Here is a 22,127-nt window from a genome sequence, read left to right on the forward strand (position 1 = left end):
GATGAAAAGAAAAGCAACAAGATTTCTGGCACTGGCCATGAGCGCTGTTCTGGTAACATCCCTGACGGCCTGCGGAGATGGCAGTGATGAAAATGCGAAGGATGCCGTGACTCCCGTAGAGGCACAGCCGATGCTCTCAGAGCTGGAGCTGGAGATTCTCAATCTGGAGACAAAATATAATAAAGGAGAGTTTACCCAGGAGGATTATCTGACATTGGCCGATGCCTACAACAGAGCGGGATACATCCGCAAACAGCGGGATATGCTGGAACAGGATTACCGGCTCTATGCGGATGAGGAAGCATTTGCTGCTCTACAGGAGATCAGCGTGAATCTGGAGGAAGAGACAGAGGGGATCCGCAGCCGTGCACAGGAAATGCAAAATGATCTGGAGCTGACCGAGTATCTGAGTGAGAGCGTGAATCTCATCGACAGCGAGGACTGGTTCACCACCATGATGCCCAAACTGAAAGAGGGACAGCGAAACTACTATCTGGAAAGAGACAGTCAGCCTCTGCTTTATGTACAGACCGGCTATACGGAAGAGGGACAATGCTTCTCCAGGGTGTGGTATACCGGAAACGACACGAAACGATTCCTGAGCCAGGAGGGTGCAACGATCCGGCTGGTAACAGTGACAGCGGCCGGTGCGGACGAGAACATCGCGGATCCGGCAGAAACTGAGAATTCCGATGCCACACAGGAAACGGGAACCACAGAAGCCAGAGCCCGGGAAAATACAACGACAGAGATTTCGGATACAACAGCGCCTCTGACAGATACACCGGAAACCATGAAGGACTGGAACGGTACCTTCGAAGCCTGGAGCGTGGACAGCGCTACCGGGAGCATTACCCATGAACAGGGAACCATGCAGGGCGGTGTGCTCACGGGAGACTATACCTGTGATGTCCATACCGGAGAAGGTGCGCTGGATGTCTATTCCCTCTGGAGCAACCGGGAGGGTATGGAATATATCACTTACACGGGAAGTTTTGATTCCGAAGGAAAGATCCTGACAGAGCAGCCCTCCGAAGAAATCAAGAAAAAACTGCTGGAGGGAACAGATTATACGGATCTGATCCTCTATGCCTATGATGCTACCGGTGAGAACTGCCTGTGGCAGGGAATCGGCGGGGATATTACCGCAGAGGAGTATCGTTTTTGCGGGGAAATGATAGGACTGGAGACCCGTCCGGAATACACGTCCTATGAGGTGACAGAAGATATGACAGCAGAGGACAATGCAAATACAGCAGAGGGAACCGGTGCCGCCACGGACGGCGGAGAGAAAGGCAACGCAGCGGACAACACCACGGGTGCCATAGACAGTGATACCCCGCAGATCCGTATTTTTGACGGAGAAGTACAATGGTTTGACGGAAAATACTGGGTCAGCGCCGGTGCGGTCAGAGAAATGGCAAAACAGGATCCTTTTGCGGCTTATGAAGAAAACCATGATACCACTGCATCCGGAAGCATCACAGGAAGCATTACCGGCAAAATCACCGGCAGTGCAGATGGCAACAGTACAGCCGGTAACGATGGGCAGACGATCACCGGCAGCGGAACCGTGTCGGGAGACAAGACCGGTGGAAGTATTCAGAAACCTGCAGCCACCCAGAATCCCGGCACCACGCCAAAGCCAACGACCAAACCTGCTGCGACAAAGCCTGCAGTCACTCCGACCCCTGCGCCCACACCGGCTCCGACCCCGGAACCTGCGCAGGATGATGACGATGACGACGATGATGACAGCGGCAGCAGTGATTCCGGCAGTAGTGATTCTGGCAGCAACGATAGCGGAAGCAGTGACAGCGGCAGTTCCGGTGGAGACAGCGGCGGAAGTGATGTAGATATGGACTGGACACCGGATCTATTGTAAGAAAGGATATTTTATACCAATGAAACTGACAGAACGAAAGAAAATGATATTGATCCACATCGCGTGGATCCTGGCACTGGCGGTGATCCTGTGGCCGCTGTTTACGATCGCAAAATACGATTATCCCTCTGCGGATGACTGGTCTTTCGGAAAATATATGTACCGGGCAATGCAGGCCGGAGAAGGAATCGCCGGTGTATTTCATGCGATATACCAGACATTGGCACAAAATGTGTGGGAAGCCAGATTTTCCATACTGATTCTGTCGGCTTTGCAGCCTGCGGCATTTGGAGAACATTTTTACCGGATCACCCCCTATCTGATGATCGGTTCCGTGATCCTGTCCCAGTTCCTGCTGCTCAGAGAATGCATTGCGGGCCAGGCAAAGGAGAACCGTTGGCTGATCCTGCCCATCGGTATTCCCATGGCAATTCTCCAGGTGCTTTACTGCCCCTATCCGGAGGAAAGCTTTTATTGGTATAACGGTTCGGTGAATTACACTTTTGTGTATAGCTTGTCACTGGTCCTGCTGACACTGTATCTGGAAATTGCGCTTCGCGAGACCGGCAAGGCAAAGCGGGTCGTGCTTACCGTGCTGGCCTGCCTGCTGGCGATTCTGGTGGGTGGTAACAATTTTTCCACCAGCGTATCCACCATGTGCCTGTTGATCTGTCTGCAGATATTATTTCTGATCTGCCGTAAAGATGCTTTCCGCCGGACCTGGATCGTGACACTGTTAGAGACACTCAGCGTATTGATGTGTGTGACTTCTCCGCTGACAGCCACCAGACTCAACGGCAATTTTGGCGGCAGCACAGCCAATTCCCCTTTGATGGCCATCTGGCTGTCCCTGGAGAGAACTTTTCTGAATATTATCAGCTGGACGAATCTGAAGGTCCTGCTGTTACTGGTTCTGCTGATCCCTTTCTTCTGGAAAGCGGTCAGAAAAATGAACTATGAGTTTCGCTTCCCCGGCCTGTTTACTGCGCTGACTTTCGGAGTATACGCCTCCCAGGCTACTGCAACGATCTACGTGGACGGCACCATGGGCGGCGGCAGGCAGGGAGCTATCCTGTGGTATTTTTATGTGCTGTGGATGGTGGCCAATGTACTGTACTGGTGTGGCTGGATCGCAAAGCGGGTTCTGAAAGCGGAAAAGAGTGAAAAGGCAGACCTGTTGGCACAGAAATACCTCCTGCGTTATTTTGCAGTGACGGGGGCACTTCTGGCAGCAGTCGTTCTGTTCGGCAATGTCCAGAGCACCACCAGTTACCGTGCCTACCGCATGTGGAGAAACGGCTGGGCACAGGCCTACGGTGCCGGTTGGGAAGAGCGGATCGCCGTGTTGAAGGACGATTCCGTAAAAAATCCGGTGTTCCAACCGCTGAATTATGTGGAACTGCTCATGTATACCGATCTGCAGCCCGAGAATGGCTATGTGTGGGTAAATACGGCCTGCGCGGAGTATTATGGGAAGGAATCTGTGACGGTGACAACCGGGACGGCGGGAGAATAATTGCAGGATATTATGGAGAGTTGCTTTTCTTCCAGACAACAGGTGAACAATTACCTGATCGGGGCAATCCGGATGATCAACAGTCCGGTAAGTACAATAGCAAAGACACTTCTTGAAGATGAGGGACTTCGAAATATAGTAGAAGAGAAAAGCAAAAACACGCAGGACTTTTATACGCGTTTTTTCTCCGGTGTGTGAAACAATAAGGAATCCGGAGACAACCTTGGGGAAGAAATGCTTGCGGTATGTCTGCATGTTCTTGTGAAATTACCGGAAGAAGAGGGAAAATTTTGCATAATTACAGATGATAAAGGTGCCGCAGGTAAAATAGATGCCTCTTTCAGACGGGTGAACCGGAGATACCGGCAACAATGGAATCATCAAAATCCTTGGAGCTGAAATCTACGATATAGACAATCGGGAGATTACATTGGACTGTGCAGAGGCGGCCCGGAAAATAGTGGAGAAGAAGATACATATTGCGTTGTAGCGAAGGCATCGGTGGAATATCGGTGCCTTTCAGATTTGGAAATACTTTAATGAAAATGAGAATTTATGGACCGATAAAGAAAAGCTTGTACTTATACCGCAAATTGTTTAAAATATAGAAGAGTATGCAATGACAGCAAAGAAAATGAGGATAGCAAAATGGACTTTTCAATAAAGGGCAAGACGTTTCATATATGGTCATGGAAGAGGATAGTATATACCCTCTGCTTTTTCATGTTCTGCCTGATCGATCAGCGAACCAAGACCGGTTCCGGCAGAGAGGGCTATATTGAGACTTTCCGCAATATGACCGGCAGCATTATGGCAGTGATACTGCTGTCCCACTGCAAATGGGGAGAGATCAGGGCACATAAGCTTCCTTATCTGCTCTGGACGATTCTGGGTGGAGCTGTGGGGATTGCCTATGTAGTGGGAGTAACTTCGTTTGATCCTTTTGTGAACGGTCGAGTGTCGGCAGCGCTGGCAGTGTTCCTGACCGGTTATGCCCTGATCCATACGGTGATCCGTGTGGCCGTTGAGAAAAAATATCCTGTCCTTGAGAAGAAATTTCTGGCAGTGTGGGGAGTGATGATGTTTCTGATGATCTTCTCCAGAAGCGATTACATCTGGCCGCTCTGCTATCTGGTGATGTTCGGCTGTTTCTATCTGACAGATTATACCGCCGAGGAAAGAGAAGATCTGTTTCAGGGATGCCTGAACGGTATCATACTGGGATTTTTCGTGTTTCAGGGATTCTGTTGTGTGTTCCGGCCTTATGACAGCGTAAGATATCAGGGAATGTATAACAACCCGAACCTGAATGCCCTGTTTTACCTGGAAGTACTGGCAGCAGTCTTTGCCAAAATCCTGTATGTGACGAAAAACCGGTGCAGCAAATGGATCTGCCTGTACTACTGGCTGGGGGCCGGTGTGGTGTTAACGTTCGAACTGCTGACCATAGGGCGCACCGGATGGGTGGTGGCGGTTCTGATGATCGGTGGCTTCCTGTGGATGATCTGTAAACTGAAAAGTTATAAAAAATGGTTCAAGAATCTGATGGCACTGTCATTGTGCGTGATTCTGACATTTCCCATCTGCTTCAGCGCTACCAGATATCTGCCGCCGGTGTTCCATCATCCGGTATGGTTTTGGGGAGAGTGGAGCGAGGGAAAGGTTCATTCCTGGGATCCCTGGAACTCGGAAAAATTCGTAGATATCGATGAATATCTGGATGCCGCTCTGGGCAGAATTTTCGAAACTTTTGAGAATGCATTGGAGCATTCTCCGTTTGCCATGAAGGCAGAAGCTGCAGAAGCACAGACCGAGATTCCGGCGAACAAGATTCCGGTATTGCGGTCGGATCAGGATACGGATACTCTGTTGGTGCGAAGCACCATTTACAAATATTATATCAGCCAGTTGAATCTGACGGGACATCCCTATTCCGAACAGGGATTCCAATTGCACGAGCACTACTGGGTGGGACATGCACACAACATTTTCCTGCAATACGGTACGGACTTCGGCGTTCCGATGATGATCGTATTTGCAGTTCTGGCGCTGTGGTCTCTGATAAGGCTGGGCAAGACCTACGCGGAAAAGAAAGATCCTGCGGCAGCAGCGGCACAGTTATTCGTGCTGATTCCGGTGGCATTCGGCCTGCTGGAGTATTCCTGGGGAGTATCCAGTCTGACGATCACCCTGTTGTTCATCGCTTGGAGAAAGGCAATCTGTGATGGAGAATAAATACAATTCAAAAGTTCCTCTGCAAAGGATCATTGCATTGGTGATCATGGATATTATGTCCATATTGCTGGTATCCTTTGCAGCATTGTATATTCGGTATGATTTTTCTTTTCAGGATATTGATCCTCTATTTTTTAAACATTGTGAAAACCTCCTGATCCCGAATATTATAGGAACTCTGATATTTTTCGTAATATGGAAACTGTACCGCAGCGTATGGCGTTATGCCAGTGCCAATGAACTGGTCAATATCGTGGGGGCAACTGCCTGCGCGTCACTGGCGCAGTTCGTCTATTGCAAATTTACAGACAACCGGATGCCCAGAAGCTATTCAGTATTGTATTTTTTCCTGCTGACACTGGCCATCTGCTGTATCCGTTTCGGCTATCGTATCTTACGTCTGATCAATAATAAACGCATGAACCTGTTGGGCAAGGAACATTGTGTCAATGTCATGATCATCGGCGCAGGAGCCGGTGGTGACATGATCCTCAAGGAGATCGAGAACAGCCGTTACTTAAGCATGCGGGCCAAGTGCATTATCGATGACCAGCCCGGATGCCACGGTAAACTTATGCGTGGCGTGCCGATCGTTGGCGGCAGAGAGAGTATTCTGGATGCTGTGGGACGATATAGTATTGATGAGATCATCTTCGCAATTCCTTCTGCCAGTGTGCAGACGAGAAAAGAAATTCTGGATATCTGCAAGGAGTCCGGCTGCAAACTGCGGACCATTCCCGGAACCTATCAGCTGATCAACGGAGATGTCTCGGTATCCAGTCTGAAAGAAGTGGAGATCGAGGATCTGCTGGGCAGAGAACCGATCCGTATCAATACGGAAGAAGTGTTGGGACATGTCGGCGGCAAGGTGGTATTGGTGACCGGAGGCGGCGGTTCCATCGGAAGTGAACTGTGCAGACAGCTGGCAGCCCATCATCCGAAGCAGCTGATCATCCTGGATATCTATGAAAATAATGCTTATGACATCCAACAGGAGCTGATCCGCAAGTATCCGGAGCTGGATCTGGTGGTACTGATCGCATCTGTGCGTAACAAAGAGCGTATTGACAGCATTTTCGAGACATATCGACCGAATATCGTGTATCATGCAGCTGCACATAAACATGTGCCGCTCATGGAGGACAGCCCACACGAGGCTATTAAAAATAATGTATTCGGTACCTATAAGGTAGCACAGGCAGCAGACCGGTACGGAGTGGATAAATTCGTACTTATCTCCACGGATAAGGCGGTAAATCCCACGAATATCATGGGTGCTTCCAAACGGCTCTGTGAGATGCTGATCCAGTCCATGAACCGCAACTCCCGGACCAATTATGTGGCGGTCCGGTTCGGTAATGTACTGGGGAGCAACGGCAGCGTGATCCCGCTGTTCAAGAAACAGATTGTCGAGGGTGGTCCCGTGACTGTGACCCACCCGGATATTATCCGGTATTTTATGACGATTCCGGAAGCAGTATCTCTGGTACTTCAGGCGGGAGCCTATGCGAGGGGCGGAGAGATCTTCGTGTTGGATATGGGAGAACCGGTGAAAATTCTGGATCTGGCCACGAATCTGATCAAACTGTCCGGCTATCGTGTCGGGGAGGATATTCAGATCGTATTTACGGGCTTACGTCCCGGTGAAAAAATGTATGAGGAACTGCTGATGAATGAAGAAGGACTGAAGGAAACAGCCAATAAGATGATCTTCATCGGCAAACCCATTGAATTCGATGAAGAAGTGTTCCGCAGCCAGCTGGTGGAACTGGAACGGGAGGCTATGGATGAGACCAGTGACATCCGGGCAGCGGTGGAAAAAATTGTAACCACCTACCACCCGGCAGAGGAGTAGCCGATGGCCCCATCCTAATAAGAGTAGTACGAATGGTTTCCGGGCAGGGAAACAGGGCAAGAGCAACACGAAGGGAGAAGATACATGACGACAGCAACGCAGAAGCGGATCCGTACTTATACACCGATAAAGAGAACCATTGACGTCCTGTTAAGCGGCATTGGTATTCTTGTATTGTCACCAATCCTTCTGCTCCTGTGCATTGCCATTAAACTGGATTCTCCCGGACCAATCCTGTTTACCCAGAAACGGGTAGGCATCCATAAGAGTCATTTCCAGATCTATAAGTTCCGGACTATGCGGACGGACACGCCGAAGGATATGCCGACCCATATGCTGAGCAACCCGGAGCAGTATATTACCAGAACCGGAAAATTTCTGCGTCGCACCAGTCTGGATGAGCTCCCGCAGATCTTCAATATCTTCAAGGGAGATATGAGCATCGTGGGGCCGCGGCCGGCTCTCTGGAACCAGTATGATCTGATCGCAGAGCGGGATAAATACGGAGCCAATGATGTGCTTCCCGGGCTCACCGGTTGGGCACAGATCAACGGCAGAGATGAACTGGAGATTCCCGTCAAGGCAAAGCTGGACGGTGAGTATGTGAAAAAATATGGTCTGGGTATGGACCTTCGCTGCTTTTTCGGTACCTTTGTAAGCGTACTCAGGCAGGATGGTGTCGTGGAAGGCGGCACCGGGAGCATGAAAATGCATAAGGAGAATTCCGATAAAAAATGAAAAAAATACTGATTCTGGGTGCCAATAGCTATATTGGCACTTCTTTTCATAATTACCTTACAACAAAATATCCCGGACAATATCAGACAGATATTGTCAGTCTGAGGGGAACCGACTGGAAAAACAGGGACTGGTCCGGGTACGACAGTGTGCTGAATGTCACCGGAAAAGCTCATGCGGATATCAGTAGTCTCACAGAGGAGCAGAAAAAGGAATACTATGCTGTCAACTGTGATCTGGCCGTGGAAGCAGCCAGCAAAGCTATTGCAGACGGGGTTGCACAGTATATCTACTTCAGCAGTATCATTGTCTACGGAGACAGCAGCAATAGTTGGAAGCCGGTCCGGATCACGGCGGATACGAAGCCGGCACCTTCTAATTTTTATGGAGACAGCAAATGGCAGGCGGAACAGAAGCTGCAGGGATTGTTTGCGGCGGAAGCGTCCACAGGGACAAGGCTGGCAATTTTACGCCTCCCCATGATCTACGGCCCCGGCTGCAAGGGAAATTATAGGACATTGGTTAAAATGGCACAGAAGCTGCCCTTGTTTCCGACTTACCACAATGAGCGCAGTGTGCTACGGATCGACCATTTGTGTGAGTATCTGCGGACACTGGCGGAGTCCGGAGAGGGCGGACTCTTCTGGCCCCAGGAGGATGCTTACCGCAGTACCCCGGATATGGTCTTCGAACTGGCACAGGCCTCCGGACGACACATATTTCACGCCGGATGGATGAATCCCTTCGTTAAAATGGCGTTTTATCTTCCGGGAAAGCCGGGAAAACTGGCAAGGAAGGCTTTCGGAACATTAACCATTGCCCGGAATGCCGGTAAGAAAGAGAAAAAAGAACCCCTGGTCAGTATTATCACGGTGTCCTATAACAGTGAGCAGACACTGGCTCATACGATAGAATCCGTACTGGCACAGACCTATACAAACATCGAATACTGGATCATAGACGGCGCCAGCAGGGACCGGACCGTAGAGATTGCGGAATCCTATCGGACGGCGCTGGAGAGCAGAGGAATCACTTATCATGTCCTCAGCGAACCGGACGGCGGGATCTACGATGCCATGAATAAAGGAATCCGCAATGCTACCGGAGACATTATCGGCATTATCAACAGTGATGACTGGTACGAGCCGGAGGCGGTCCAGACAGCGGTAGAGACATTCCGGAAGACGGGATGTGACCTCATGTATGCCAATATCCGGATGCACAAAGCAGATGGAAGTACCTTTGTGAAAAAGGCAAGAACCCGGAAATTCCAGACTTCCAGAGATTGGAACCACCCCACGACTTTCGTAAAAGCGGAGTGCTATAAGAAATATCCTTTCCGCCAGCTGGGAATTCATGACGATTATGGATTTTTCCTCCAGATGCGGAAGCTGGGCAGACAGATTGTCACCGTGGATCAGGTGCTGGCGAATTTCCACATGGGCGGTGCTAGCAATCACAAGGATCTGAAAGCGGCGAAGAAGCGGATCCGGGACAGATACCTGTACTGTTATCGTATTAATGGGTATAGCAGGTGGTATCTGATTGAATGTGTAGCTATTGAAGCGGCAAAAATGATTCTGGGATAATAAATCAGTAAATTAAATCGTCAGAAATCAGAGAAACGGGGCTTACAATGAAGATATTACAGATTAATTCTGTATGCGGTGTGACCGGAACCGGACGTATTGTCACAGATTTGTACGATACTGCGGTGAGCGGTGGACATGACTGTATGATTGCTTATGGAGAACATAAATTTCATAATGATCCGGGGGGCAGGAAGACGATAGAAATCGGATCAATGCAAGATTGCAGGATGCATGCGATGGCAACAAGACTTTGGGACGCTCAGGGATTTGCTTCCCGTCGTGCAACAATAGAATTCCTGAAAAAAGTGGAGGAGTATCATCCCGATGTTGTCCATTTACACAATCTGCATGGATATTACATCAATATAGAACTGCTGTTTCGATATTTGAAACAGAAAAAGATAAAAGTGGTATGGACATTGCATGACTGTTGGCCTTTTACAGGGCATTGTGTACACTTTCAACAGGCAGGATGCAATAAATGGAAGGAAAAATGTCATCATTGTCCGTTGACCCGTCAATATCCGGCCAGCATGGGAATAGACCGTTCCAGACAGAATTATCTCAGGAAGAAGGAAGCGTTTACCGGAATAGAAGATATGACATTGCTGGTTCCCTCTTACTGGCTGGCAGAAAGGGTGAAAGAGAGCTTCCTGAAGGATTATCCGGTTCGGGTGATTTATAATGGAATTGATCTCGATATATACCGGCCGACACCAAGCGATTTCCGTAAAAAATATCATCTGGAGAATAAATTTGTGGTTCTGGGAGTTGCCAACGTGTGGGTAGAGAGAAAGGGGCTTTCTACATTTTTGGCATTGGCTGACAGACTGGGGGAGGAATATAAGATTGTATTGGTCGGACTTAGCGAAGGGCAGCTCGCTTCTTTGCCAGCAAATGTTTTAGGCCTGCCAAGGACGGATACCCCCGAAAAACTGGCACAGATTTATACGGCGGCAGATGTATTTGTAAATCCAAGCAGAGAGGAAACGTTTGGCCTGACGGTGGCAGAAGCTATGGCATGCGGCACCTGGCCGATTGTATATGCCGATACAGCATGCGCGGAAGTTGTGAAAAAAGGAGCCGGAACCATAGTGACAGGGGACTTAGCGGAGATTGAAAAGGTTATTCGTGAATGCAGAAAAAAAGGTATTAGCGGGGAAATGGAAGAAGCAGTAACATTTTTTTCAAAGCAAAGATTTGGACAGGAAGTCCTGGCTGTCTATGAGGAAAAAAGATGAAGGTATTATATATAACCAATATCCCGTCTCCGTATAAAGTAGACTTTTATAACGAACTGGGAAAATATTGTGAACTGACAGCACTGTTTGAAACGGATGCTTCAACAGAACGAAGTGAAGAATGGAAAAAATATTGTTTTGATACCTTTGAGGGAATCATATTAAAAGGCCGGCGAATGAGTGCAGATACTGCGTTTTGCCCGGAGATCGTAAAACATTTACAGAAGGGGTTGTATGATATTGTGGTATTGACAGTATTGGCATCTCCTACGGCACTATTGGCGGCATATACTTTGCAACATAGGAAGATTCCGTACTATTATGAAGGAGACGGGGGATTTGCAGGGCAGGCTTCCGGTGTGAAAGCAACATTAAAACGTTATATTATCAGAGCGGCAGAAAAATGCCTCAGCAGCTCAAAGGAATTCGACCGGTATTGCATGACTTATGGAGCAAAACCGGAAAATATTATCCGATATCCTTTTACTTCTGTGAAAAAGGCCGACTGCCTGACAGAGAAACTGACCGCGGAAGAGAAAAAGCAGTGGAAAGAGGAATTCGGAGTTGCGGAGGAATGTGCTGTTATATCCGTGGGACAGTTCATCCCCCGGAAAGGCATGGATCTGTTGTTACATTGCTGTAAGGACCTGCCGGAAAATACAGGAGTCTATATCGTCGGGGGAACCCCTCCGCAGGAATACCTGGCGATCTGTGAGGAAAATCATCTGCAGAATGTTCATTTCCTGGATTTCATGCCGAAAGACCGGCTGATGAAATTCTTCCGGGCCATGGATATTTTTGCACTCTTCACCAGGGAGGATATCTGGGGACTGGTGATCAACGAAGCCATGGCAGCAGGACTCCCTGTGATCAGCACAGACCGTTGCATTGCCGCACTGGAACTGATCCGAAACGGAGAGGAAGGCTACATTGTGGTCAACGAGGATCGGGAACAGATGAAAAAGGCACTGCTTGCGCTGACAGAGTCTTCGGAACGCAGAGAAGAAATGTCTGCCCGTGCCATCGACAGGATCCAGAGCTACACCATAGAAAATATGGCGGCAGAACATAACAGGATACTTACGCAAAAAGGAAATCGTTCATGAAGAGAACCCAGAAATCAATCATCAATGTCATAGCATCCGTAGGCACCAACGCCATCATCCTGATCACGGCTTTTATCGTGCAGAAAGCGCTGGTCTCTACCATGGGCGGGGATTATAACGGCATCAACGGATTGTTCAGCAGTATTATTTCCATGATGTCGCTGGCGGATCTGGGGATCGGAACTGCCATTATCTACCATATGTATCAGCCGGTGGCAGAACGGGATACGGCGAAGATCAATACACTGCTGCATTTTTACAAGAAATGTTACATAGTGATCTCCGGCGTAGTGCTTCTGATCGGCGTTGTAGTAGGACTGTTCCTGCCGATGCTGGTCGGGGATGTGGAGATCCCGGACAGCATTTATCTGATCTATGCCCTGTTCCTGGTGGACTGCCTGTGTTCTTATTTTCTGGCATATAAGAAATCACTGCTCTACGCGGACATGATGAATTATATCCCGGATACCATCTATTTTGTTACGTATCTGGTACAGAATGCTCTGCAGGTCTATGTGCTGGTGGCATTCCACAATTTTATCCTGTTTCTCATTGTGAAGACTATGGGGAAGGTGGTATCCAACCTGCTGATCTCCCTGTATATCAGCAAAAAATATCCCTTTACCCGGGAAAAAGAGGTGGCACCGGTCCCGGAAGAGGTCAAGACGGATATCGTGACCAAGGTAAAAGGTCTGCTGTGCCATAAACTGGGAAAAATGCTGGTCACCGGAAGCGACAGTATCGTGATTACCGGCGTTCTGGGACTGGGAGTTATGAACCTCTATACAAACTATCATCTGATCATCGGCGGTATCACAGCCCTGTTGAATCGGATCTTCGAGACCCTGACCAACAGTGTGGGCAACTTCCTGTTAGACAGCAACCGGGAGGGAAATCGGGAGGTATACCGGAAGATCGACTTTATCAATTTCTGGTGCTTCGGCTGCGTGGCAGTGGGAATGTACGCCGTGCTGCAGCCGATGGTAACACTGTGGCTGGGAGGGGACTTCCTGTTTGATAAGACCGTGCTGTTTGTACTGGTGGTGAATTTCTATATGGAGGGAATGCGGGCCTCGGTGAATACTTTTAAGGAGGCAGCAGGCATTTTCCATGAAGACCGCAGGATCCCTCTGGTGGAAGCTGTTGTGAACCTGACGGTATCCATTGTGCTCACCAAGCTGATGGGGGCAGCAGGAGTATTCCTCGGCACGATCCTGAGCAGCCTGGTAGTCTACCTCTACAGTTACCCGAAATATGTGTGCAAACCACTCTTCGGTATGGGCTATGGCCAATATGTGGGACAGACACTGCGACATCTGCTGGTACTATTGGGAATCCTCGGAATGACGGAACTGTGCATCCGCCCGATGGCCGGATGGAGCCCGATCCCGAACCTGCTGGCTTCGGGAACCGTGGCCGTGATCCTGTTCCACGCGGTATTTTTCCTGCTGTATGGCAGAAGTGAGGAAATGAAATATTACTGGATGCTGGTGAAAAATAAAGTGAGAAAATAATGAGACAAGGAGGTGCATGAGATGCCCGTAATATCGGCTGCAGCGTATCCACAGCTGATATCCGCAGTGACAGACAGCGAAAAAATCGTATATTTATGCGGCGCAGGGGCATCCATGTCTCTGGGAGCTCATCAGCTGAGTTGGACAAAGTGGCTTCTGGCCGGGAAAGAGTATCTGACGGCTGCGGAACAGACCGAACTGGAGCAAAAAATCGGCAGATGGACAACGTCGGAACTGATCGATGCGGCTACCTATCTGCTGGCGGGATTAAAAGCGGCAGGAAACTATCAAAATTTTATGGATCAGACCATCGCATCGGTACATCCTGTCAATCAGATTCTCATGGAGGTATTACAGAAGATCTGGCGTGCGGGAGATCTGATCACAACGACAAATTATGATATGCTGATCGAGGAATCGGTAGGAAACCCTGGGATCTCTTATACGACACCGGCGGATATCCTCTCTGTGATCCGGGGAAAAAGCCCGAACCGTGTGATCCATCTGCATGGAAGATATGATAAGGAAAACGGGGTGGATGACATCATCGCGGACGGCTCCCAGTACCAGAGCATTCTGGATAACAGCGGAGCGCAGTTTATCCAGAATCTTCTCAGCACCTATCCGATCATAATCGTCGGCTGCGGTGGAACTGTGGAAGACCCGAATCTGGCGGGATTTCTGTCTTTTGCGGCGGAAAAATTAGAAACATTCGACATCCCCTATTTTTACCTGATGAAAAAGGGAGATACGGCACCACTGCTGCCGGGCAACGCGGTAATCATTCCCTATGGGGACGAATATACGGATCTACCGGAATTCCTGAAAGAGCTGGCACTGCTGCGGCTGCAACGAAGAAGTGGATTAAAAGAGCTGATTTCTGTGAATCCTTATCGGGAGAGCAGAAAGGCAACATCGGCTTTCGGCAGAATGCATTTTACCAACGGATTCCTGAAATTTATTGGCAGAGAGACCGAGCAGACAGCACTGTATCATTTCCTGGAAGAGGACAAGAAGTTCTCCTGGTGGACGATTCTTGGGGAGGGCGGTATGGGCAAAAGCCGCTTGGCGCTGGAATGGCTGCGGAAAATGCCCTCCCACTGGTTCGGTTATTTTGCAAAAAAGAAAGCGGATGCAGTGTGGCAGTTCCGGCCTTTTACAGATACCGTTGTGATCTTCGATTATGTACTGGGGCAGGAGCAAGCGTGTGCGGATACCATTGCGGCTTATCTTACGGCTTTCGAAAATACGCCTTTTAAACTTAGAATTCTCCTGTTGGAGCGCCGGAAACGAACCACAGAGGATGACTGGCTGATCCGCCTGAAACGGGAGATGGTCCCCGATGCAAGACTGGAATTTGAAGCCGGAAGCTACAGAGAACAGGCACTGTGTCTGACAGCACTGGGAGAGCAGGAGGAACTGATTTATACGGAAAACTATCTGGAAAGCTATCTTCCCCTGCTGGAAAAGACAGAATTTATTGAGCACTGCAGTGATTACAGACAAAATACGGCGGAAGAAATACAGAAATCATATCACGGATCCATGGCGGCAGATTGTGACCGTCCGCTGTATCTGAGTGTGTATATCGAAGTATGGATCAGTAAAGAGGGGCATATCCAGCTGAATTCCACGGAAGAACTTTTGTCAGAATATCTGAACAAGGAAAAGAAGCGCTGGGGAGTCCTACTGGGGCAGGAAGAACTGGTGGATTCCTACCTGCGTGTCCTGGCGGTGGCCTGTGCTATCGGTGAATTTAACCTTACCGACAGATATGGAGATGACTATCTGAGTGAAGACTGCCGGAAACTGACCCAATATTTTGATGAGAAAAGTGCACGTCCCGGGGCGGAAAATTTGTTCCTGGATCTGTATACGCGGATGGATGAACCGGTGGAGACCGAAGAGGAAGATTCCATCGTGGAAATGCTGAACGATCCGGCCAAACTGGAAGAAAACAGAAATGAAGAGGCGGCGGAGGTCATCCGAAGCTTAGATGAGGATGAGCGGTTCGCATATATGGTAGCCTACGCAAAACTGGATGCCAACCCAGAGGAAATGTATCTCTGGATGCTGGTCAATGCCGGCGCTGCAACGCTGGAACAAGAAAGAAGAGCACAGGAACTCCATGAGGCTGAATGCAAAAGAATTGCTGCATTACCGTCGTATGCATGGATCGTGGAACCGGTCTTCCCGGATATCATCAAAGAATATATCGTATCGTATGCAATCAATGAAAGAGATATCGAACGCTTCGCCAGACTGGCAAGAGCGAATTCTGTGTTGGGACTGGCTCATTTTATTACGCTGGCACTGGAAGACTGGCCGGATAACCGGAAGCTACAGAAACTGGCAATCACGCCGCCGGCGGAAGTGCTGAATTACTTTGAATATTATATGGGATTGCTGCCGGATCTGCGGGCAGTGAAGGACCTGCGAGCTGTAGAAGACGTTCTGCTGCAGAGCGAACCGTTTTTCTACAAGTATGCACTGGAAGTATGGAGAAGAATCGCCATTACGCTGACGGAACGAGGAGATATGGAGCGGTTATTCGAAAGCAGCTCTCGCTTCGTGACCTATTTGCAGGAAACCACAGAGAAAATAAGCTTCCGAAAAGAAGCCATAGATATTCTGGAGGCCTACGGTGTAGGACTGCATAACGCGGAACAAGTGGAGAAATACAGCCTGTTCCTGGACAAATGCACGGAATTAGCAAAAGAACTGCAGGAAGTCCTGGAAATCGGCGAATTCTGCTGCAACAATTATGCTAGACTACAGCACCTGAAGCTGTACGAAGACAGGAAAGCAGATCTGCAGCCCGAATGGGAGAAGATCGGCGAACTTCTCGCCCAGTGGGAATACCCGGAGAGAATGTGCCGGCTGTCCATGGAAACAGCCAGAGAGGCCATTCAATACCTGACGAGAAAAGGGGATGTTTCAGGATTGCAGCGCCTGGAGGATCTGACACATACTATATGTGGGAAGCAAAATATCTGTGAAGCGGCAGAAGCCGAGAGCCTATGCATAGCCAACATTGCGGCGAAACGTGAAAAAGTGGAAGCACAAACCTATGAAACGATACAGCAGCATCTGAAGACGTTTCCGCAGTCCAAATTAATTCGAATGGCGTATGTCAGCGTGAGCCAGGCGTATTACATGCAGACAGCGGACTACCGCAAGACACCGGACACCGTGATCCGCCACGCCAAAGAATGGATGGAGCTGTACCCGGAGGACATAGAGTTCCGGGAGGGATATTTCGGACTTCTCGTATCCAGCCTGCGCTATGCCCAGTCCAGAGATCTTCGGAACGAACAGAAGAGACTATTCCGGGAAATGAAGCGGATCGCCGAAACCGCGGACGATTCGGAATATGAAGAAACAACGGATATGCGGGAGACGGTGGCGCTACTGCAGAGAATTTATGGATATTGATGAGAATATTTGCCTGTGTTATACTAAAGTAGTCATTTTGATTGATTTTGGGAAAGAAGAGGATATTGCATATGCATTTTGAATCAGTTAAAATACAAAATTTTAGGGGAATCAAAGAATTAGAATTAGATTTGAAACCAGGAATAAATATTTTGATTGGCGATAATGGTATGGGAAAAACGACAGCATTAGAGGCAATGGTTGTTGCACTTGGCAGTTATTTGCTGGGGGTTCCTAAAATTCTTTCTGTGGGGATTCAGCAAGACGATTTCCGGGAAGAAGTTGAGATTATTGCCGGAGCGTCAAAACAGAAAACATATTATTCCCCTAATATATTGTTTGATTTGAATTTAGGTGGAAAAACTTACTCTGGCAGCCGTACCCGTACTGACCGAAGTGGTAAGGGGAGAACGAGAACAGTAAGTGGACAGATAAGCGGGTATGCACAAGAACTTACGGAAAAAAACGGAAGCAATCTTCCTGTGTTGATGTATATGGGAATTTCTCGAGTGGTTGCTGCAAAACGTTCCGACTTTGGAAAAACTCAGAAAAACATGCTGGATGACAGACGATGTGGATACGTTGGATGTTTGGACAGCATGATTGATAAAAACAGTATTATTGAATGGGTTAAAAAAATGGCATATGAGCAGGCTTTGCAGAAAAAAAAGATGCCGGAATATGAGTTCTTTAATTCTACGGTATCCAGAATTATGCAAAAAATGAACGATCTGGAAGAAGTGCCGGAAATTAGATACTCTGCGACCCATGGAACAGTAACTTATGTAGAAAATGGAAAGGATTATCCGTTAGGCTATTGGAGCGCAGGATATCAATCGTTACTGTGGATGGTAATGGACATTACTTTTAGAATCGCATTGCTAAATCCAGAAATTGATACATCGGTAAATGCGGAAGGAATTGTGCTGATTGATGAAATTGATATGCATTTGCATCCCAAATGGCAATGGAAAATTTTAAATGTTTTGGAGGAAAATTTCCCCCAAATTCAGTTTATTGTTGCAACGCACTCTCCGGTCATTATTGCGTCAAATAAAGATGCAAATTTAATTCAATTAGTAAATTGTACGGAGGCTATTAGAAAAGAATCAGCTTATGCATATCCTATTAACTCTGTGCTTACTACTCGACAGGATAGTGTTGATATGCTGCCAGAGGCAACGGAAAAGATCAGAGCATTTGATAGAGCATTATCAGATGAAAAGTTTGAAATGGCATATGATATATTGCAGGAAATGATCAAACTTTTTGGAAAGGATAATCCCTTTGTTATTGGAGCACAGGCTGATTATGATTTAGCGATTTTTTAAACGGGTGATAAAATGATATATATACAAAAGAGAACTCCTTCTCATAGTATTATTGAAGAAATTTCACAACAGAAGAGCAGCGAAGAATGGAAAAAACTTCCTGAAATTCCGCCCAAAGATAAAAAACAAAAGAGCAAATATACGTCAAGCCTGCGCACAATGTTTGGAAAACTTAACTCCGACGAATTGAGAAGATTGACTTTGGCGGAGCAACATGGATTATGCGCGTATTGTATGCGGAAAATTGATAATTCTCATTCCTCAACGAAAATAGAGCATTGGTATCCATTAAGTTTAAGCAAAAGCGAAGCACTTGATTATAATAATTTTTTAGCGGTATGCGCCGGGAAAGATCAGAGCAATGGGGAAGTATATTCTTGTTGTGATGAGAGTAAAGCTTCTACAATCATTAAAATCGATCCTCGTAATCCTGCAATGATGAGAAAAATATATTATGTCAGCAATGGAGAAATAGGATTTGATTTAGAAGGTGCGTTTCCTAAAGAAGTAGTAGAACAGATTACAAAAGAATTGGAAAGTGTATTGTGGTTAAATAAACCTTCATCTGGGCTGATTGAGGGAAGGAAAGCAGTGTATGAAAGCTGCAAAAAGATTATAGAGAAAGCTGTGAAAGGGAAATCAAGAAGTGCTGCAATCAGTGCAGTAAAAAGAAAAGTCGAAAATCTGCAAAACTGTGAACAATATCCGGCTTATGCAGGAGTAATGCTATTCTATTTTGTAAGATGGCTAAAACAGCATGATGTGAAAATGGAAATGTTTTAGATTTTGAGAGACAGAAGTTGATTAGCAGAAATAAGAGGGGAATCTTGTTATCTATATTACAAAATGCTATAATAGTGGTTAGTTATAAATAGAGAAATTATAAGATTGGCATAGAAGAATATGACGGTTATGAACTATTGAGAAAAAGCGGTGGAAGATTGCCGATTGATACCTATGAATTTATTGATCCGATATTTCAAATGTAAAAAGGTTAGACTAGAGATGCCAAGGGAGTAATAAATAAGTCGAATGATGATATAATTACAAAAAGCTACCGATTAAGGTGGCTTTTTGAAATATAAAGATAATGATTGATACATTGGTGGAAAACAAATTTATGAAGGGAAAATAATATGTTGGAATTACGAAAAAAGTTGGCAAACTATCAGGAAGTATTCTATATGCTGTTCCTGCTCCCTATGACAGGAATGAATTCTATGGGGATTAATTCGGATGACAGAATCTATTTATATGTATTTGCTGCGGCAATGCTGTTTCTGCTATTAAAAATGGCGGTAACGGATTTTACATGGCAGGAGATTGCAATTATGGCCGTATTGACGCTGCTTTTCGGTGTGAACTTTCTCCGAAACGGCGAAAAAACACTGATCCTTACGGTTATGGCAATCTTTGGAGCAAAGAATGTGAACCTGGATAAGGTGATGAAATATGCACTGTGGGAAAAGGCGGTGCTGACGGTGGGGACACTTACGCTGGTAGCGACCGGAGTGATTGAAAATGAATTAGTAATATTACCTAAAAATGGAGATTTGTTAGAAATATACTGTTATGGCTACTACAGTGCAAATATGGCGTTTGCTAATATTTTTGTAATATTACTATTAACTGTTATTGTATATCAAGAACGACTCAAGTGGTATATTTATGTGATTGAAACTATGATCTTAATAGTTGCATATAAATTTATGATCTGTAGAACGGGATTGGTGGTGTGGTTTGTTTTATGCTTTATGATAATAGGGTATTGGGTGATGAAACATTTTTCATGGGAGAAAATGTATTTAAGATTAATCACCTTTATACCAGTAGTTCTGATGAGCATTACATTGATAATACCGCCGTTAGCACAAAGAAACTCTGATTTTTCAGCCTGGATCAATAAGATACTTACAGGAAGAGTTAGATTTATAAATGAAGTATATAGTGAAGTGTGGACATTGCTGTTAGGACATATACCAGGACGACCTTTTGACAGTATGTACTTTCATACTTTATTTAACTATGGATGGATTTTGTTAGTTTTATGCTTGGTTGCATATGTGGCAGGGATGTGGTATTGTAACTTCAAAGGGCAATATTATGTAACCATTGCATTAGGCACTATGGCTATATATGGATATATGGAACTATTACCACTTAGCGTATTGTGGAATTTGCCATTAATTTATTTTGCTCAACTTCTTTTTAAAGGGAGAAAAGCATTACATGAATAATTACAATAAAAAATATCAGATTATAGAAAGCTATGGTTTGTTTCTACTAGATGTAGTCTGCATTACGGTATCGTATGGATTGGCATACATGATACGATTTTATGGGGTGGAATCTCCGTTAGGAAATCGCGAAATTGCTCAGATTTATTTGCCATTTCTATTGATTTGTATGCTAAACAATTTCTTTACAAATGAATATAAGCACTTTTTCCAGAGAGGGTATTATTATGAATTGCTAAGGGTAGTACGCTATAATGTGATTCTTTTTCTGGCAACAGGCGCATATATTTATGCTTTTCGCTTAGAATTGGAATTTTCCAGACTATTATTAGGCTATTTTGTTGTGATTAATACTGTAGTAACTTATATAGTTCGAATCGCCTTTAAGAGCTATATGCGTCGTTACTATAGTAAGAGTCGCAGTAGTGACAAAGTAATGATAGTTACTTCGGGAAAAGATGCAGAACATGTCATGAAGCAGATTGAGACAGATGCGGCATGGAGTTATGAAATCAGTGCTATAGCATTGGTAGATGAAGATCGTGTAGGAGAAAATATTCATGGCGTTCAAGTTGTGGCGAAGGAAGAAGATGTCATTGATGTGGCAAGGCAGAGTGCTGTAGATGTTGTACTTTTATACTGCCCCCATATGAATAATCAGGAACTGGAACTTTTGGTTCAGTCCTTTCTTGCGATGGGAATTGTATGTCATAATTGTGTGGAGCAGTTCGGGTTTGAAATTCCATGCAATAGTGTAGGGAAGTTTGCGGGAATGCCTGTGATGACCTATGTTATGACAGAAATGGATTATCGCCGAATGATGATTAAGAGGCTGATGGATATTGTAGGAGGAAGCGTAGGCGTATTAATTACGTTAGTGTTTACTCCTTTTGTTGCGTTGGCTATTAAGCTGGAATCTAAAGGACCGGTCTTTTTCTCACAGGTGCGAATTGGGAAAAATGGAAGACGTTTTAAAATGTACAAGTTTCGCTCTATGTACATTGATGCAGAAGAACGAAAAAAAGAACTAATGGCTCAGAATGAAGTCAAGGGATTGATGTTCAAAATGGATAATGATCCCAGAATTACGAAGGTAGGACAATTTATTCGTAAGACCAGTATTGATGAGCTGCCACAGTTTTTTAATGTATTAAAAGGAGACATGAGTCTGGTAGGAACCCGACCGCCGACAGTGGATGAATTTGAACAATATAATATTTACTATCGTAGAAGATTAAGTATTACTCCTGGACTTACAGGGATGTGGCAGGTCAGTGGAAGAAGTGATATTAAAGATTTTGATGATGTCGTAAAACTAGATTTGAAATACATAGATGAATGGTCATTAAAACAGGACATGAAAATACTAATACAGACGATTTGGGTAGTGTTATTTGGAAAGGGATCAAAATAACTTGGACATCTACTACAAAGGAATAAAG

General features: G+C 46.2%; 15 protein-coding genes. All 15 read left to right on the forward strand.

Annotated elements, in window-relative coordinates; all coding sequences use genetic code 11:
- Position 1: 1 nt before the first annotated feature.
- The 15 genes from DW835_RS11740 to DW835_RS11815 all read left to right on the forward strand — a co-directional run bounded on the left by DW835_RS11740 (position 2) and on the right by DW835_RS11815 (position 22,099).
- Positions 2 to 1,885 carry a hypothetical protein gene (locus DW835_RS11740; RefSeq protein WP_118731176.1) on the forward strand — a complete coding sequence of 628 codons (1,884 nt, stop codon included), beginning with the start codon at positions 2 to 4 and terminating at the stop codon, positions 1,883 to 1,885.
- 19 nt (positions 1,886 to 1,904) lie between these two features.
- The gene (locus DW835_RS11745) at positions 1,905 to 3,401 is read left to right on the forward strand and encodes a DUF6056 family protein (protein ID WP_118731177.1); all 1,497 of its coding nucleotides are present in this window, start codon (positions 1,905 to 1,907) and stop codon (positions 3,399 to 3,401) included.
- Complete coding sequence (locus DW835_RS11750; RefSeq protein ID WP_118731178.1) at positions 3,402 to 3,599, forward strand: hypothetical protein; 198 nt, start codon at positions 3,402 to 3,404, stop codon at positions 3,597 to 3,599.
- A gap of 450 nt (positions 3,600 to 4,049) precedes the next feature.
- A complete protein-coding gene (locus DW835_RS11755; RefSeq protein WP_147353719.1) occupies positions 4,050 to 5,636 on the forward strand; it encodes a hypothetical protein in 1,587 nt (528 codons plus the stop codon).
- Positions 5,626 to 7,491 carry a nucleoside-diphosphate sugar epimerase/dehydratase gene (locus tag DW835_RS11760; RefSeq protein ID WP_118731180.1) on the forward strand — a complete coding sequence of 622 codons (1,866 nt, stop codon included), beginning with the start codon at positions 5,626 to 5,628 and terminating at the stop codon, positions 7,489 to 7,491. The genes DW835_RS11755 and DW835_RS11760 overlap by 11 nt, the downstream gene beginning before the upstream one ends.
- 84 nt (positions 7,492 to 7,575) lie before the next feature.
- The gene (locus DW835_RS11765; protein WP_118731181.1) at positions 7,576 to 8,229 is read left to right on the forward strand and encodes a sugar transferase; all 654 of its coding nucleotides are present in this window, start codon (positions 7,576 to 7,578) and stop codon (positions 8,227 to 8,229) included.
- Positions 8,226 to 9,818: a glycosyltransferase gene (locus tag DW835_RS18450; RefSeq protein ID WP_243037157.1), complete on the forward strand. Its 1,593-nt coding sequence runs from the start codon at positions 8,226 to 8,228 to the stop codon at positions 9,816 to 9,818. The genes DW835_RS11765 and DW835_RS18450 overlap by 4 nt, the downstream gene beginning before the upstream one ends.
- A gap of 47 nt (positions 9,819 to 9,865) precedes the next feature.
- Positions 9,866 to 11,062, forward strand: coding sequence for a glycosyltransferase (locus DW835_RS11775; protein ID WP_118731182.1), 1,197 nt, complete (start codon positions 9,866 to 9,868; stop codon positions 11,060 to 11,062).
- Positions 11,059 to 12,168: a glycosyltransferase family 4 protein gene (locus tag DW835_RS11780; RefSeq protein WP_118731183.1), complete on the forward strand. Its 1,110-nt coding sequence runs from the start codon at positions 11,059 to 11,061 to the stop codon at positions 12,166 to 12,168. Before DW835_RS11775 ends, DW835_RS11780 begins: the two co-directional genes overlap by 4 nt.
- On the forward strand, positions 12,165 to 13,682 hold the full coding sequence (locus DW835_RS11785) for a hypothetical protein (protein WP_118731184.1): 1,518 nt from the start codon (positions 12,165 to 12,167) through the stop codon (positions 13,680 to 13,682). The genes DW835_RS11780 and DW835_RS11785 overlap by 4 nt, the downstream gene beginning before the upstream one ends.
- Before the next feature lie 21 nt (positions 13,683 to 13,703).
- Positions 13,704 to 17,117: an SIR2 family protein gene (locus tag DW835_RS11790; protein ID WP_118731185.1), complete on the forward strand. Its 3,414-nt coding sequence runs from the start codon at positions 13,704 to 13,706 to the stop codon at positions 17,115 to 17,117.
- 71 nt (positions 17,118 to 17,188) lie between these two features.
- Positions 17,189 to 18,448, forward strand: a complete 1,260-nt coding sequence (locus tag DW835_RS11795) for an AAA family ATPase (RefSeq protein WP_118731186.1) — start codon at positions 17,189 to 17,191, stop codon at positions 18,446 to 18,448.
- Positions 18,449 to 18,460: 12 nt separating this feature from the next.
- The gene (locus DW835_RS11800; protein ID WP_118731187.1) at positions 18,461 to 19,231 is read left to right on the forward strand and encodes a hypothetical protein; all 771 of its coding nucleotides are present in this window, start codon (positions 18,461 to 18,463) and stop codon (positions 19,229 to 19,231) included.
- 353 nt (positions 19,232 to 19,584) lie between these two features.
- Positions 19,585 to 20,685, forward strand: a complete 1,101-nt coding sequence (locus tag DW835_RS11810) for a hypothetical protein (protein WP_118731188.1) — start codon at positions 19,585 to 19,587, stop codon at positions 20,683 to 20,685.
- The gene (locus DW835_RS11815) at positions 20,678 to 22,099 is read left to right on the forward strand and encodes a sugar transferase (RefSeq protein ID WP_118731189.1); all 1,422 of its coding nucleotides are present in this window, start codon (positions 20,678 to 20,680) and stop codon (positions 22,097 to 22,099) included. Before DW835_RS11810 ends, DW835_RS11815 begins: the two co-directional genes overlap by 8 nt.
- Positions 22,100 to 22,127: the final 28 nt, after the last annotated feature.

Origin of the sequence: Clostridium sp. AM34-9AC (assembly GCF_003480225.1) — a bacterium.
Taxonomy (GTDB): Bacteria; Bacillota; Clostridia; order Lachnospirales; family Lachnospiraceae; genus Acetatifactor; species Acetatifactor acetigignens.

Excerpts from the sequence above, each read along its gene's own strand:
- DW835_RS11745 (WP_118731177.1), top strand. The coding sequence starts at position 1,905 with ATGAAACTGACAGAACGAAAGAAAATGATATTGATCCACATCGCGTGG.
- DW835_RS11800 (WP_118731187.1), top strand. The coding sequence starts at position 18,461 with ATGATATATATACAAAAGAGAACTCCTTCTCATAGTATTATTGAAGAA.
- DW835_RS11795 (WP_118731186.1), top strand. The coding sequence starts at position 17,189 with ATGCATTTTGAATCAGTTAAAATACAAAATTTTAGGGGAATCAAAGAA.
- DW835_RS11780 (WP_118731183.1), top strand. The coding sequence starts at position 11,059 with ATGAAGGTATTATATATAACCAATATCCCGTCTCCGTATAAAGTAGAC.
- DW835_RS11760 (WP_118731180.1), top strand. The coding sequence starts at position 5,626 with ATGGAGAATAAATACAATTCAAAAGTTCCTCTGCAAAGGATCATTGCA.
- DW835_RS11810 (WP_118731188.1), top strand. The coding sequence starts at position 19,585 with ATGTTGGAATTACGAAAAAAGTTGGCAAACTATCAGGAAGTATTCTAT.
- DW835_RS11815 (WP_118731189.1), top strand. The coding sequence starts at position 20,678 with ATGAATAATTACAATAAAAAATATCAGATTATAGAAAGCTATGGTTTG.
- DW835_RS18450 (WP_243037157.1), top strand. The coding sequence starts at position 8,226 with ATGAAAAAAATACTGATTCTGGGTGCCAATAGCTATATTGGCACTTCT.
- DW835_RS11765 (WP_118731181.1), top strand. The coding sequence starts at position 7,576 with ATGACGACAGCAACGCAGAAGCGGATCCGTACTTATACACCGATAAAG.
- DW835_RS11790 (WP_118731185.1), top strand. The coding sequence starts at position 13,704 with ATGCCCGTAATATCGGCTGCAGCGTATCCACAGCTGATATCCGCAGTG.
- DW835_RS11785 (WP_118731184.1), top strand. The coding sequence starts at position 12,165 with ATGAAGAGAACCCAGAAATCAATCATCAATGTCATAGCATCCGTAGGC.
- DW835_RS11775 (WP_118731182.1), top strand. The coding sequence starts at position 9,866 with ATGAAGATATTACAGATTAATTCTGTATGCGGTGTGACCGGAACCGGA.
- DW835_RS11740 (WP_118731176.1), top strand. The coding sequence starts at position 2 with ATGAAAAGAAAAGCAACAAGATTTCTGGCACTGGCCATGAGCGCTGTT.
- DW835_RS11755 (WP_147353719.1), top strand. The coding sequence starts at position 4,050 with ATGGACTTTTCAATAAAGGGCAAGACGTTTCATATATGGTCATGGAAG.